Source organism: Paenibacillus sp. FSL H7-0331, assembly GCF_001956045.1.
In genome coordinates, this window is sequence record NZ_MRTH01000005.1 from 291,114 (window position 1) to 305,864 (window position 14,751).

12 protein-coding genes are annotated in these 14,751 nt (G+C 47.7%); 10 read left to right on the plus strand and 2 right to left on the minus strand.

All coding sequences use genetic code 11. The features are described 5' to 3' along the window. The first annotated feature begins 163 nt into the window (after positions 1-163). Positions 164-2,464, plus strand: a complete 2,301-nt coding sequence (locus BK127_RS09885; protein ID WP_076229864.1) for an ice-binding family protein — start codon at positions 164-166, stop codon at positions 2,462-2,464. A gap of 77 nt (positions 2,465-2,541) precedes the next feature. Here the strand turns inward: BK127_RS09885 and BK127_RS44715 are convergent, their stop codons facing one another. Together BK127_RS44715 and BK127_RS09890 are read right to left on the minus strand one after the other, a co-directional pair. Further along, entirely contained in the window at positions 2,542-2,670 is a 129-nt protein-coding gene (locus BK127_RS44715) for a hypothetical protein (RefSeq protein WP_256711248.1), read from the minus strand. A 13-nt stretch (positions 2,671-2,683) separates the two neighbouring features. After that, positions 2,684-3,772: a citrate synthase/methylcitrate synthase gene (locus tag BK127_RS09890; RefSeq protein ID WP_076229865.1), complete on the minus strand. Its 1,089-nt coding sequence runs from the start codon at positions 3,770-3,772 to the stop codon at positions 2,684-2,686. 206 nt (positions 3,773-3,978) lie between these two features. On the opposite strand from BK127_RS09890, the gene BK127_RS09895 reads away from it, so the two are divergent. The 9 genes from BK127_RS09895 to BK127_RS09935 all read left to right on the plus strand — a co-directional run bounded on the left by BK127_RS09895 (position 3,979) and on the right by BK127_RS09935 (position 14,617). Next, positions 3,979-4,986: a hydroxyacid dehydrogenase gene (locus tag BK127_RS09895; protein WP_076229866.1), complete on the plus strand. Its 1,008-nt coding sequence runs from the start codon at positions 3,979-3,981 to the stop codon at positions 4,984-4,986. A gap of 87 nt (positions 4,987-5,073) precedes the next feature. Next, positions 5,074-5,844 carry a sugar phosphate isomerase/epimerase family protein gene (locus BK127_RS09900; RefSeq protein WP_076229867.1) on the plus strand — a complete coding sequence of 257 codons (771 nt, stop codon included), beginning with the start codon at positions 5,074-5,076 and terminating at the stop codon, positions 5,842-5,844. A 48-nt stretch (positions 5,845-5,892) separates the two neighbouring features. Beyond that, positions 5,893-6,693, plus strand: coding sequence for an AraC family transcriptional regulator (locus BK127_RS09905; protein ID WP_076229868.1), 801 nt, complete (start codon positions 5,893-5,895; stop codon positions 6,691-6,693). Between the two features lie 146 nt (positions 6,694-6,839). After that, entirely contained in the window at positions 6,840-7,991 is a 1,152-nt protein-coding gene (locus BK127_RS09910; RefSeq protein ID WP_076229869.1) for a Gfo/Idh/MocA family protein, read from the plus strand. A gap of 24 nt (positions 7,992-8,015) precedes the next feature. Further along, positions 8,016-9,179, plus strand: a complete 1,164-nt coding sequence (locus BK127_RS09915; RefSeq protein WP_076229870.1) for a dihydrodipicolinate synthase family protein — start codon at positions 8,016-8,018, stop codon at positions 9,177-9,179. Between the two features lie 29 nt (positions 9,180-9,208). Continuing rightward, complete coding sequence (locus BK127_RS09920; protein WP_076229871.1) at positions 9,209-10,048, plus strand: sugar phosphate isomerase/epimerase family protein; 840 nt, start codon at positions 9,209-9,211, stop codon at positions 10,046-10,048. Between the two features lie 232 nt (positions 10,049-10,280). Continuing rightward, on the plus strand, positions 10,281-11,498 hold the full coding sequence (locus BK127_RS09925; RefSeq protein ID WP_076229872.1) for a Gfo/Idh/MocA family protein: 1,218 nt from the start codon (positions 10,281-10,283) through the stop codon (positions 11,496-11,498). Positions 11,499-11,638: 140 nt separating this feature from the next. Continuing rightward, positions 11,639-12,400: a sugar phosphate isomerase/epimerase family protein gene (locus BK127_RS09930; protein ID WP_076229873.1), complete on the plus strand. Its 762-nt coding sequence runs from the start codon at positions 11,639-11,641 to the stop codon at positions 12,398-12,400. Between the two features lie 183 nt (positions 12,401-12,583). After that, a complete protein-coding gene (locus tag BK127_RS09935) occupies positions 12,584-14,617 on the plus strand; it encodes a beta-galactosidase (protein WP_076229874.1) in 2,034 nt (677 codons plus the stop codon). Positions 14,618-14,751: the final 134 nt, after the last annotated feature.

Sequence of the window (14,751 nt, forward strand, 5' to 3'; positions counted from 1 at the left end):
GACGGAGAAATTCATGTCGATTTTTAAAGTAAATGAGATATAAAAGGTTCGCAAGACCTAATACTGGTTAAAGGAAATAGACGGAAGTATGACTATAGCTTCCCGGTTTTTGTTAAGTGATGGTTTTCTTTAAAAAAAAGCAAGCAACAGAAGGAGCAGAAACATGACGAACAGATCATTCAAAAAGCTATTTTCATCTTTTTTACTGGTGAGCATGTTAGTATTTTCATTAACTTCAGCAATCGGATCCGCAGCCGTACCATCACCTGTACAATTGACCGACATTGTTGATTCATATGCACAAAAAGAAATTAATAATTTAGTGGATAATGGGATTATTAGTGGGTATGAGGATGGAAGCTTTCAGCCACGTAAAACCATTACCCGCGCCGAGCTATCCAAAATTATCGTGTTGTCGAGTGGATTGAAAGAGAATCCAGAGCAAGCAGCCGCGTTCACGGATGTAGGCAAGGATAGCTGGTACCGAGGTTTTGTTGGCGCTTTGGTTGCCTCCAATATTACACAGGGAACCTCAGCTACAACGTTTGCCCCTGAAGCCAAAGTAACGAGAGAAGAGCTTGCGATTTTCTTTATTCGTGCATTAGGCCTCGAGGAAACAACAGGCAAAGTAGCGGTCGATGCCAAGCTATCTGATCTGGGCACAGTATCGAGTTGGGCACAACCATATGTGTCTTTGGCTTTTAAAACAGGCTTCACCTTAGGGAGCGATAATCCGGATGGAACAATTAGATTCAGCCCTAAGGATAATTCGGAGAGACAAGCCGTAGCTCGTATGGCATATGAGTTCATGCATAACAAAAACACCTTCATTAATAGAGCGAAGGAGCTTGTGAATAATAATCCAAAAGTTAGTTCAGTGATAGCAATCAACAATTCAACGATAGAAGTCACCTTTACTTCACCTGTAACTAAAGTGGCGATGAATGATTTCACTTTTGATAATAATTTAGAGGCGACGAGAGCTGAATTAAAGGCAGGCACCTCCAATGTAATTGTATTAACGACAAGTATGCAAACGCTTGGAACGGTTTACAAGCTTATGTATTTGGGTAGTGACACAGGTATTACGGTAATTGGAGCCAATTCCCAAAGTAATGTAGGCTCTAGTAGTGGAAATACAGGCAGCAGTAATTCCGGTAGTAACAGCAATGGCAGTGGCAGTGGCAGTGGCTCAGGTAGCGATTCGGATTCTGATGGAAATTCGGTGGTAACTCCCGTAGTTCTTTCTGCTCCAGCGAATTTCACGGCATCTGCTGGTGATACACAGATTCATTTAGCTTGGTTGTCTGTAACAGGAGCTACTTATTATAATCTGTATCAGTCACTGGATAATTCAACTTATACTAAAATTAGCGGCCCTGCTACTGTGACTACGGCCACTTATAATGTGACCGGGTTAACTAATGGGACGACTTATTATTTCAAAACAACTGCCGCTAACACGGGGACAGTTAGTATGTATTCGAATGTGGTGAGTGCAACGCCAACAGCTACACCGCTAATAGCACCTTCCCAGCCAGTTTTAGCGACAGCTAATGTAGTGCCTGAGGTCAACATAACGATCAGCGCCCCCTTAGCAGGAGTTACAGCATGGTTAGCGCCAGCAGGTACAACCACATTTACTCCCTCGACTACGATGACAAGGCTTGTAGGCAATGGGACGGCAACTACGATTGCTGCACCGGCAGCAGCGGGTATTTATAAATTGTTCTTAGTAAATGCAGCAGGCACATCCTTGGCATCGGAAGGATCCCTGACGGTTAGCATCCCGCTAGTTGGCCCTGCTATAGTAGACCTTGGTACAGCAGGCAATTTTGTAATCTTGTCAAAAGCAGGGATTACCAATGTTCCCACCTCTGCAATTACTGGAGATATAGGGGTCAGTCCGATTGATTGGACGGCAATTACTGGATTCTCGCTAATCGCGGATGCGACTAATGAATTTTCACGTTCGCCACAAATTAATGGCAAAGCATTCGGTGCCAACAACGCGTCTCCCACTCCTAGCAATCTGACTACAGCTATAAGCAATATGGAAACAGCGTTTGTTGATGCCACCGGAAGACCAGCCGATTATTTGGAACTGTATAGTGGAGACATTAGCGGTCGGACACTTGCAGGCGGTATTTACAAATGGAGTACCGATGTGAACATTAACTCCGATGTTACGCTTAATGGTGGAGCCAATGATGTTTGGATTTTTCAATCAGCAGGCAAAATTTCCGAAGCTAGCGGCATTAAAGTTATTCTTACTGGCGGAGCCCAAGCCAAAAATGTTTTTTGGCAGGCAGCAGGTACCGTTTCGATTGGAACGGGAGCACATTTTGAAGGGATTGTATTGAGCAAAACCGATATTACGATGAAAAGTAATGCATCCATCAAAGGTCGGTTATTAGCTCAGACTGGAATCACTTTGGATCAAAATACAGTAACAGCGCCATAAGCTTTACAAATAAATCGATATAGCCGTTAATAAGCAGCCCTTCCCAAGCTTAGGGGAGGGCTGTTTTTTTGCAACTTTTACGAAAAGGTCGGCACAGCAACAATTTGCAAGCCAAACGAACGGCTAATCTCGGAATGGGGCGTGCTGATTGGTGCGTCGGGGATGACAGGTATATGGGATTCCAGCCGTTCTTGACGTCCTGTCACTGGGATGAAACTTTTATCCCGGCATCGGTCCCGTATACACCGATTGTGGACGGAAAATCCGATTGACCTGTGCCTGCTCTAACAGATGGGCTGACCAGCCAACAACTCTGGCTGCCGTGAAGGTAGGAGTAAACAGCTCCGAAGGAAGGGCAATGGCACGCATGATCGATGCGGCGAAAAATTCGACATTGGTATACAAACGCCGTCCCGGTTTGTATTCTTCAAGCAGGGCTATCGCTGTTTTTTCAACATGGATGGCAAGATCAAACCATGGATCATTGCTGGAGAGCGCTTCGGTTACGTGACGAAGCGCCTCTGCTCGTGGGTCTCTGGTTTTGTAAATGCGATGACCGAAGCCCATCAGCCTGTCACCCCGTTCCAATGCCTGACGGATCCAGGCTTCTGCATGCTCTTTATTACCTATTGCATCCAGCATGGCAATCACCTCGGTAGGTGCTCCGCCATGAAGCGGCCCCTTCATAGCTCCAACAGCCGCACTTACAGCAGAGGCCATATCCGATTGCGTGGACAGTACGACCCGTGCAGCGAAGGTAGAGGCATTCATCCCATGCTCCATGCCCAATATTAGATAAGCGTTTAGCGCCTTTATGTGAGCTGGTTCAGGCTGCTTGCCAGTCAGCATATATAAATAATTCGCGGTATGACTAAGCTGGTTGTCAGGTTCAATGGGTGCCAGACCCAGCTGGGATCGATAGCTATACGCAATAATTGTAGGAACAACAGCAGTTAAGCTAATAGCTTGTTCAAGAGTTGGGGGCCAGCTGAATTCTCCTGAAAGCAGGGCTATTGCGGTTTGAAGCACGCTCATAATTGGCATTTCCCGGGGAATATTGTCGAGTAGTCTGCGGACGGTCAAGGGCAGCTCTCTGCTGTTCGCAAGGCGTGCTGTAAACTGCTGTTTTTCTGAGGCATCCGGGAGTTTTCCCACCCATAATAAATGTGCAATTTCCTCATATTCGTATTGAACTGCCAACTCCTTAGCCCAATATCCGCGATAGATCAAGTGACCATTTTCTCCATCCACATGACCAATATCTGTTTCCGCTGCAACGATTCCATCCAAACCTGTTACTTTTGCCATTCATGTTCACGTCCTCTCAAGATTTATCTTCATTATAGAGCAGTTATTTCATAAATGGAATTTATATGTTTTTATATAACATATAAATTATTATGATCGAGATTGGAATTGTGCAAAAAGCTGGAAATTCACTGCTAACGGGTTTATGATGGGCTATAGATAGTAGCTTTCATACAGACGGAGTGAACGTCAGGAGGATACAGGGGATGCAAAAGAAAGCCATATTTTTGGCCGAGCAGGGTAACACCATGATTAATCGGGTATTTGATGGGAATGTTAGGGACAGGCTTAATCAGCAGGTAGAATTGCAGCCCGTATGGATACACCCTGGCAATGCCAAGCTGCACATGGAAGAGCTTGCTGGAGTGGAAATTGCTTTTTCTACATGGGGGCTTCCCTTATTTACAGTGGATGAGCTTCAGGTTTTTTTGCCTAATTTAAAAGTTTTATTTTATGCTGCTGGCTCAGTTCAACGCTTTGCAAGAGAATACATGTCACGCAATTGTGCTGTTGTCAGCACTTGGGCTGCTAACGCGGTACCTGTTGCCGAATATACGGCCGCGCAAATTGTGCTGGCCAATAAAGGTTATTTTCAAACAGCACTTCACTGTAAGCGCAATCATGCAGAAGCCAAACAGGTGGCACAGCTTTATCCAGGTAATTATGCAGCAAGGGTAGGTATTCTTGGCGCCGGTATGATCGGTAAAAAAGTAATCGAGCTGCTAAAACCCTACAATATTCAGATTGATGTATTCGATCCCTATTTGTCCGATACAGCGGCTGCCGATCTTGGTGTACGTAAAACCGATTTGCTGGATATTTTTACGAATTGTGATGTCATCTCCAACCATCTGGCTAACCTGCCGGCTACTGTTGGGATGCTGAATAAGCAGCATTTTGACAAAATGCTGCCGCATGCGACCTTTATTAATACAGGACGCGGCGCTCAGCTTATAGAGGAAGATTTGATACAAGCTCTTCGCGATGAACCGACCCGGACGGCTGTGCTGGATGTGACTCATCCCGAGCCGGTAAGTCGTGACAGCGCTCTTTTGACATTGGATAATGTGATACTGACTCCACATATTGCCGGGAGTATGGGTAATGAAGTGGCAAGAATGGGCCACTATGCTGCCGGAGAGTGTGAACGTTATCTGAGTGGCGTTCCCTTGCAATATCAGGTTACACTGAGTATGCTGGAAACCATGGCATGATCAATAACATGCAAACAGCACACCATAAGCAGCACAAAACAGGAATCAAACGATAAGCAGCACTATTCGCACATTGGAGGGTGTATATTGATACAAACAGGACTTTTATCCGTTACTTTTCGTCAGCTGTCCCCGCTTGAAATCATTCAGCTTGTTGCTCAGGCCGGCTTGCAGGCTATCGAATGGGGCGGAGATATTCATGTGCCTCACGGTGATGTGAATCGGGCCAAGGAAGTAAAGGGCTGGACGGAATCAGAAGGAATTGTGATTGCTTCCTACGGCTCCTATTACCGGGTTGGGTGCACGAATAAAGAGGGTTTGACCTTTGATCAGGTTCTGGAGTCAGCTGCAGCCCTGCAGGCTCCTGCGATTCGCGTATGGGCAGGGGACCAAGGCTCAGATATATCTGATGGTGCCTGGTGGGATAAGGTAATTACCGATGCGGCAAGAATCGCTGATCTGGCACAGGGAGCGGGGATCACCGTCGATTTTGAATATCATGGAAATACACTGACGGATACGCGCGAAACTACGGTTCGTTTACTAGAGGGAATCGGACATCCGAATATACGCTGCAACTGGCAACCGTCAGTTGCTTTGACCATCGAGCAGAGACAGCAGGATCTACGAGCAGTACTGCCCTGGTTAGCCAATGTGCACGTATTTCAGTGGGAGCCGGGTGTGCGTAAGCCCTTGGCGGATGGCTTGGAGGAATGGCGTGATTACGTCAGTATCGCCCGTGAAGCTCCTGGTCATCGGTATGCGATGCTGGAATTTGTCAGGGATAATGATCCGCAGCAATTTTTGGCAGATGCGGTCGTATTGAAACAAGTGATAACTGACAGCCTGTCGAATTAATACGGAGGATATGCGTTCAGATTATCGGATGGTGAAAGGATTGTGACCATGAGCGGAATTCATCTCTACGAGAGTAAGCATCGGGAAAGCTACGAAGTGAATGTCCATCACCATAGCAATTATCAAATATTGTATGCGATAGAGGGGGAAGGCTCCATTCAACTGGATGGAGTCAAACATGCGGTTGAACAGGAGTGTGCCGCGATTATTTTTCCGCATTCGGATCATGCCGTTTCCTCGGAGTCGCATTTGACGCTGCTCGTTATGGAGTTTGATGCTGCGCTGATGCAGGATGCTTTTGCATCGAAATGGAAGGCAGATACGATCGACGGCTCCATCCTGCTGCGGCTCAATTCGGTTAGCGGCAACGAGCTGAGACAACTGCTGCGCAAGCTGCTGTTCGAGCAAAAGCAGGAGGACTCGCTCAGCCAATGGGCGATGCAAATTCATCTGCTGGAGGTGTTGCTGCTGCTCGCCCGTGCCAAGCAGAGCTCACAAGTCACCGATGCCAATGGATTACGTGCCGAACGGATTCGATCCTATATCGATTCCCACTACTTTGAGCCGTTGATGCCAGGTGAGCTTGCCCAAAGGCTCGGTATCAGCTCACGCCACGCTGCACATATATTCAAAGAGCAATATCAACTGACCCTGCTGCAGTATTTAACGGAGGTGCGGATGAGTACAGCTATGAAGCTGCTCGCAGAGTCCGATAAGGATATCGTTTCTATCAGCTTCGAGGTTGGCTACGAATCGCTTCCGACTTTTTATCGCACCTTTAAAAATTACGTCAAGCTTTCACCTAACAAATATAGGCAGCAGCATCGAAATCCCGTCCAGTCCGTCTGAGCGGGTTTTTGTCGTTGTGCAAAAAAACGCTTCCATATCTGAGAATTTTACTCCAATCTGATAAGACGAACCTACATAGAACAGCTATGCTGGGAAAGTAATCATAACGGAACACAATCATGATAAACGAAAAGGAGCGCAACTATATGAAAGTGCACACAATAGGAATTATTATGAACGGAGTTACAGGAAGAATGGGGACGAATCAGCATCTTGTTCGTTCGATTTTGGCCATTCGCCAGCAAGGCGGGGTGACTTTACCCAATGGAGATATTATTATGCCCGACCCGATTCTGGTAGGCAGACAAGAGCATAAAGTCAAAGCATTGGCAGAAAAGCACGGCGTTACCCGCTGGAGCACGGATCTGGATGCTTGCCTGGCAGACCCGGCGAATCAAGTGTATTTTGACTCCCAAACGACTGTACACCGCGCCGAAAGCATCAAGAAAGCGATCGCGGCAGGCAAAGACATTTATTGCGAAAAACCTACCGATACAAGTCTGGAAGGCTCCCTGGAGCTTGCTCGTTTGGCGAAGCAGGCTGGCGTTAAAAACGGTGTTGTTCAGGATAAGCTGTTCCTGCCAGGTTTGTTGAAGCTGAAACGTCTGATTGATTCCGGATTTTTTGGGAAAATTTTATCGGTTCGTATGGAGTTCGGTTACTGGGTGTTTGAAGGAGATTGGCAGCCAGGACAACGTCCTTCATGGAACTATCGCAAGGAAGATGGCGGCGGTATTATTGTCGATATGTTCGCTCACTGGCGTTATGTGCTGGACAACCTGTTCGGCAATGTGAAAGCTATTTCTTGCCTGGGTATGACTCATATTCCTGAGCGTGTCGATGAGCAGGGTGAACGTTACACAGCTACAGCGGATGATGCAGCATATGCGACATTCCTGCTGGAAGGCGACATTGTGGTTCAAGCCAACTCTTCATGGGCCGTACGCGTAGACCGTGATGACCTGTTGACAATTCAAGTAGACGGTACAGAAGGCAGTGCGGTTGCAGGTCTTCGTGATTGCAAGGTACAACACCGTGTGAATACACCGAAGCCTGTATGGAATCCTGATATTGAAAATCCTTTTGCATTCACAGAGCAATGGGTGGATGTGCCTGCTAACCAAATTTTCGACAATGGCTTCAAGGTTCAATGGGAATTGTTCCTTAAGCATCTTGTTATCGATACTCCATTCCCTTGGGATCTGCTTGAGGGCGCTAAAGGAACACAAATGTCCGATCTTGGACTTCAATCGTGGAAAGAACGGCAATGGGTTGATGTACCAGATTTGAAACTGTAATAGAGGATAGGAGGAGATTGCAGCATGACTGATAAGCTTACATTGCCCAAAGCCGGGGGTGCCTTGTACGAGTACGTGGCGGGTACCAAGGCTCCGATTCTTGCACCTCAAGGAGCATTTACCGGGCGGATTGCGTTCTCGGCCGCACATGTTGTGTGTGATCCGTACGCAGGGACCGATCCGTTGAACCAGCCGTCGATCGATTGGGAAAGCACCTTATCCTATCGGCGCCATTTGTGGTCGATGGGTCTGTCCGTTGCGGAAGCTATGGACACCGCGCAGCGCGGCATGGGTCTCAACTGGATACAGGCCCAGGAACTGATCAAACGGTCGATAGATGAAGCCAAAGCGGTTGGCGGTAAAGTCGCGAGCGGTGCGGGAACCGATCATTTGGCCCCTGGCCCGAACGTAACTTTGGAAGATGTTGAAGCTGCTTATGAAGAGCAGTGCGGTTATGTAGAAGGCTGCGGAGGCCAGATTATTTTGATGGCAAGCCGGGCGCTGGCAGCCTGCGCCAAAACTCCCGACGACTACGAGCGGGTATATGGCCGTATTCTTCGTCAAACGAAACAGCCTGTCATACTGCATTGGTTAGGTGATATGTTTGACCCTGCGCTTGCCGGTTACTGGGGCAGTTCCGATTTCAATGAAGCGATGGAAACTTGTCTGCGCGTCATTCGTGCTAATGCAGATAAGGTAGATGGCATCAAGATTTCGCTGCTGGATGCGGATAAAGAAATTCAAATGCGCCGTTTGCTGCCCGAAGGGGTAGTGATGTACACAGGCGATGATTTCAATTATCCTGAGCTGATTCGTGGCGATGAACAAGGCTACAGTCACGCTTTACTTGGTATTTTTGATGCAATCGCTCCGGTTGCAGCGTCTGCTTTGCAAGCGCTGGATCGTGGAGATTTGGCACAATATGATGCTTTATTCGAGCCGACAATAGCTTTGTCCCGACACATTTTCCAAAAGCCTACCTATGCCTACAAAACAGGTATCGTATTTATGGCTTACCTGAATGGACATCAGAACCATTTCCGGATGATTGCCGGAGCAGAAGGCTCGCGCTCGATCGTCCATCTGTCCGAACTGTTCGTGCTGGCAGATCAAGCGGGATTGCTGCAGCGTCCTGAGCTTGCGGTGGAGCGGATGAAACGGGTACTGGCATTAGCGGGAATTGAATAGCAGGTAAGTGATCCGATGATACAGATTCAATGGACGGAGGGATACATGTGGAACGTTTTACAAACATAGACCGTTTGAGCTTAAATCAAATTACGACCAATAGCTGGAGCTTGCGTGAAGCCGCTGAAGGTTGCGTTCGAGCAGAGATTCCCTGGATTGCTTTATGGCGCAACAAGGTAGAGGAAGCAGGCCTTGCTGAAAGTAAACGTATTGTCCGTGATGCAGGCTTGAAAGTATCGAGCTTGTGCCGCGGCGGGATGTTCCCTGCAGCAACAGCAGCCGAACGCGCTGCTCGTATCGACGATAACCGCAGAGCGATAGATGAAGCGGCTGAGTTTGAAGCAGAGGTTCTTGTGTTGGTGTGTGGTCCTGCACCGGACCGCGATATCGATGGAGCTCGCCAAATGGTCGAGGATGCGATCCATGAGCTGGTGCCTTATGCGCAGGAACGTGGGGTTACACTCGGTATTGAGCCGCTGCACCCGATGTATGCAGCCGAACGCTCCGTGATTTCAACACTTGCCCAGGCAACTACGATTGCCGAGCGTTTCACGCCACAGCAGGTCGGCGTTGTTGTCGATGTGTTTCATGTATGGTGGGACCCTGAGCTGTACAAACAAATTGCCCGCGCGAGCGGCAGAATTCTGGGCTTCCATGTTTCCGATTGGATCGTGCCTACTCCTGATATGCTGCTTGGCCGAGGCATGATGGGGGACGGTGTCATTGAACTGAATCGTATCCGTCAAGCTGTTGAAGCGGCAGGCTATCGTGGCCCTATCGAGGTCGAAATTTTCAATCAGGCGATATGGGATCGTCCTGGCGATGAAGTGCTGGCCGAGATGAAGGCACGCTATTTGGAGCATGTGTAACGACATCAATCATTAGCAGCGTATAGATTTATTGCTGTTAACGCTTAGGTTCGTTAAAGTTAAGAGAAGTTAACAATAAGATTGGTTAATGCCAAGAGTTATTAAAACGTTGTATTGCAGATGCTGTGATCCTTATTGAATACGAATTTAAGCAAGGTTTACGGGCTGGTCAGCGGGTTACATCGTTGATCGGCCCAATGTCTTATACATGTGTGAGAGAAGGGAATTAACCATGAGAGCAATTCGTACTGCCTTGATAGGGGTAGGGGGATTTGGTAAAGTGCATATCCGTCATTTGGTTGAGCTGTCAGGACAAGGGCTGTTGGAGGTCACGGCATTTAGTGATATCAATCCCGATGTGAATCCAGAGGGTTGGCAGCAGCTTTTGTCGCTTGGCGGCGCTCCTTATTCCGATTACAAAACGATGCTGGACCGTCATCCCGAGCTGGATTTGGTTGTAATCGCTTCGCCTATTCCGATGCATAAAGAGATGGCAATGTATGCTTTTTCACGTGGAATCCATGTTATGCTCGAGAAACCACCGGCTGTCACGATACAGGATCTCGATGAAATGCTGCGAGCTCAAGCGGGTACTTCATCATTATGTCAGGTTAATTTTCAAAATACATCGGGAGCGGCCTTCCGTGAATTGCTGCGAATCATTCAGGAGGGGCAGATTGGTGATGTGCAACATGTCACGGGAGTCGGTCTTTGGAAGCGGACACAGGCCTATTATGACCGTACACCGTGGGCAGGCAAGCTTATTCATAAGGGCAATTACGTGCTCGACGGTACGATCAATAACCCGTTGGCTCATTTACTGAATAATTGCCTGCTGGTTGCAGGCAGCGGGAATGCTGAAAAAAGCACTCCGCTAGATATTCAAGCCGAGCTGTATCATGCCAATGCTATTGAAGGTGAGGATACCTCTTGTCTTCGGATTCGTACGCAAAGTGGAGCTATCGTTCATTTCTATGCCAGCTTGTGCTTTGATGCCGAAAACATTCCTTCTATCACGGTTAAAGGGACACAGGGTGAATTAGTATGGACGTATAACAATACTCTTTATATTCGAACCGATGGTTCGCAATCATCCAGCCGCAGCTTTGCCAATGAGGATTATGTCCATAATATTTACCTGAATACATTGGCGGCTATCCAGGATGAATCGGTCGTTCTTCTAAGCTCACTTCAGCAGTGTCGCAATTTTGTGCTTGCTGTTAATGGTGCTTTTGAATCGAGCGGGGAAACACATCCGATTTCAGATGCTTTTCTCGTGCGGAGAAATGAAGGAAATACGGTGTTTACAGGAATCACAGGTATCGGAGCTGATGTAGGTCGTGCCGCGGCGGAAGGTCTGCTGTTCTCGGAGCTTAATCTTCCATGGGCGGTTGCAGGCCAGCTGTTTTCTTTAGACGGCTATCACAAATTTGATTTATTTTCATCCTGAAGCTTCTGTGTAGGGATGAGCATTTCCTTCCTTCAGGAATAAGCGTATCTTTTGTTCGGATAGAATACAAGGTAGCCGTTTATTCCTACTTCGTGTAAAATGGAAGGGGATTCACAGTTGAGATGAGGGAGCGATAACCATTGAAAATTGCAGCACAGCTTTATACGGTTAGGGATTTTTTGAAAACACCGGAGGATATTGCAGCTAGTTTGAAAAAAGTCAAACAGATCGGTTATGATTCGGTCCAGGTTTCCGGTGTAGGCCCCATTGACAGCAAGGAACTGAAGGCGCTTGCAGATCAGGAGCAGCTTACGATTTGTGCGACCCATATTCCTTATTCGGATTTTGACAATATCGATGAAGTTATTAAAAAGCACCAAATCTGGGATTGCAAATATGTAGGATTGGGCGGATTGCCGCCGGAATACCGGACAAGCAAAGAAGGCTACTCGAAGTTTGCGAAGGAGTTCTCAGAAGTCGGCCGCAAGCTGCACGATGCCGGATTGAAATTTATTTATCATAACCACGAGTTTGAATTTGTTAAATTCGATGGCCGCACCGGAATGGACATTTTGTTCGAAGAGTCCGATCCGGAAGTATTTGATTTCGAGCTAGACCTCCATTGGGTACAGGCTGGTGGCGCTGATCCGGTTGAATGGATCCGTAAAGTCGATGGACGTATGAAAGTCGTGCATCTGAAGGACTGGGCAGTTACAGCTGACAGGGAACGCCGCTTTGCAGAAGTGGGAGAGGGCAATATGAATTACCCTGCCATTCTAAATGCTTGTGATGCTGCGGGCGTGGAATGGGGAGCGGTTGAACAGGATCAATGCTATGGTAACGATCCATTTGACAGTCTTGCAATCAGCCTGCGCAACCTGCATAAGCTGGGATATAAATAAGCTATACTCGAACTGGCAATTATGAATATCCATTCTATACAGCATAATATACCAAGAAACCGGACGCCTAAGGGCCTCCGGTTTCTGCAAATTTGGGTATACCTTCATCATAATAGATTGAATCAGGTTGAGCCAAGCAGCTTAACGATGGTTAGGTAAGTAAAAGAAGGCGGAGGTCGTTCCATGATTAGCAATAAATTAAACAAAATCGCTTATGGAGGCGATTACAGTCCCGAACAATGGCCGCAAGAGATCATGACCGAAGATATGAGAATGTTTAAGCTGGCGGGTATTGATATCGCGACAGTAGCTGTGTTTTCATGGTCCTTGATGCAGCCGGATGAAGAGACTTACCAATTTGAATGGCTTGACGAGATCATGGACAAGCTTTATGAAAATGGTGTGTATGCCTGCTTGGCGACAAGTACGGGTGCACATCCGGCCTGGATGGCTCATCGGCATCCTGATGTGCTGCGGGTCGATTTTGAAGGGCGCAAGCATACATTTGGTCAACGTCATAATTCGTGTCCGAACAGTCCTACCTACAGACTTTATGCAGCACGGCTGGCACGCAAGCTGGCTGAACGGTATAAGGATCATCCAGCGCTGGCTGTGTGGCATGTAAATAATGAATACGGCGGCATTTGTTATTGCGACAACTGCGCCAAGGCTTTTCGTGTATGGCTGCAGCAGCGCTACGGCAGTCTGGATCAGTTGAACAAGGCGTGGAATACCCGCTTTTGGGGCCATACATTTTATGATTGGGACGAAATCGTGCCGCCTAATTTGTTAAGTGAGCATTCCGCAGAAACTCGGACCACCTTTCAAGGAATCTCACTCGATTACCAGCGTTTTAACTCGGATGGGCTGCTGGATTGCTATCTGTTGGAATACAACGAATTGAAGACGGTTACGCCGGATGTTCCGGTTACGACGAATATGATGTGGATGTTCAAGCAGCTGGATTATGCCAAATGGGCGAAGCACGTTGATGTGGTTTCCTGGGACAGCTATCCATCCAACACGACGCCGCTCAGTCATGTGGCGATGTGGCATGATGTGATGCGCGGCTTGAAGGATGGTCAGCCGTTCATGCTGATGGAGCAGACGCCAAGCCAGCAAAACTGGCAGGCTTACAATGGCTTGAAGCGTCCAGGCGTGATGCGATTGTGGAGCTATCAGGCTGTAGCCCATGGTGCTGATACGGTGATGTTCTTCCAGCTGCGTCGTTCGGTCGGTGCATGTGAGAAATACCATGGAGCGGTTATTGAGCATGTCGGTCATGAGCATACCCGTGTTTTCAGAGAATGCGCGACGCTTGGCGGCGAGCTTCAGGTTCTGGGAGATAAGCTGCTCGGTTCCCGGATCGAAGCCAGAGTAGCGATCATCATCGATTGGGAAAATTGGTGGGCTATGGAGTTCTCCTCAGGACCGACGATCGATTTGTCTTACATGACGGAGCTTGCCAAGTATTATGTGGCTTTCTATGATCAGAATATTGCAGTTGACATGATTTCAGTGGAAGCGGATTTCTCCCGTTACGATGTCGTTATTGCTCCTGTACTCTATATGGTGAAACCGGGAGTCGCCGACAAACTGGAACGCTACGTGGAAGCAGGCGGACGTTTTGTAACGACATTTTTCAGTGGGATCGTGAATGAATCCGATCTGGTTACACTTGGCGGGTATCCAGGTGAGCTGCGCAAGCTGCTCGGTATTTGGGTTGAAGAAATCGATGCATTATTCCCGCATATGTCCAACCGCATCGTGATGACCGAAGGACGGGAAGGCTTTAAAAAGGAATATTCCAGCACACTGTTATGTGATATTCTGCATACCGAAGGGGCTGAGGTTTGGGCTGAATATGGTGAGGAGTTTTATAAGGGTACGCCTGTGCTGACGCGTAATAGCTTTGGACAAGGTGAGGCATGGTACGTAGCATCCAGTCCGGATAAATCGTTTCTTGCCGATTTTGCCGCGATGCTGGTGAAGCAAGCGGGGATTGAATCCGTGTTGGCTGCTCCTGAAGGAATTGAAGCGACACGACGTGTAAAAGACGGACAGGCCTATACGATGATATTAAATCATAATGACAGCGAGACCGAGGTGAATTTGGGATCAAACCAGCGCACCGAGCTGTTAGACGGCCAAGCGGTCAGTGGAGCTGTGAAGATTCCTGCCAAGGGTGTCTGGATCCTGGAAGAGTCATCGCAATAAATCCCGAAATGGGCGGTTAATCTGTGCATTTGTCTATACCGTTTCCGCTAATTGCCATACACTATGACATAGGTTGATGCACATTAGGATTCGATGTCGTTGACTTAATCATGACATAGGAGTGATTCTATTGG

What these genes read in the sequence shown, in the direction of transcription:
- BK127_RS09910 (WP_076229869.1), top strand. Translation starts at nt 6,840, where the DNA reads ATGAAAGTGCACACAATAGGAATTATTATGAACGGAGTTACAGGAAGA.
- BK127_RS09890 (WP_076229865.1), bottom strand. Translation starts at nt 3,772, where the DNA reads ATGGCAAAAGTAACAGGTTTGGATGGAATCGTTGCAGCGGAAACAGAT.
- BK127_RS09915 (WP_076229870.1), top strand. Translation starts at nt 8,016, where the DNA reads ATGACTGATAAGCTTACATTGCCCAAAGCCGGGGGTGCCTTGTACGAG.
- BK127_RS09920 (WP_076229871.1), top strand. Translation starts at nt 9,209, where the DNA reads ATGGACGGAGGGATACATGTGGAACGTTTTACAAACATAGACCGTTTG.
- BK127_RS09885 (WP_076229864.1), top strand. Translation starts at nt 164, where the DNA reads ATGACGAACAGATCATTCAAAAAGCTATTTTCATCTTTTTTACTGGTG.
- BK127_RS09925 (WP_076229872.1), top strand. Translation starts at nt 10,281, where the DNA reads ATGAGAGCAATTCGTACTGCCTTGATAGGGGTAGGGGGATTTGGTAAA.
- BK127_RS09905 (WP_076229868.1), top strand. Translation starts at nt 5,893, where the DNA reads ATGAGCGGAATTCATCTCTACGAGAGTAAGCATCGGGAAAGCTACGAA.
- BK127_RS09895 (WP_076229866.1), top strand. Translation starts at nt 3,979, where the DNA reads ATGCAAAAGAAAGCCATATTTTTGGCCGAGCAGGGTAACACCATGATT.
- BK127_RS09935 (WP_076229874.1), top strand. Translation starts at nt 12,584, where the DNA reads ATGATTAGCAATAAATTAAACAAAATCGCTTATGGAGGCGATTACAGT.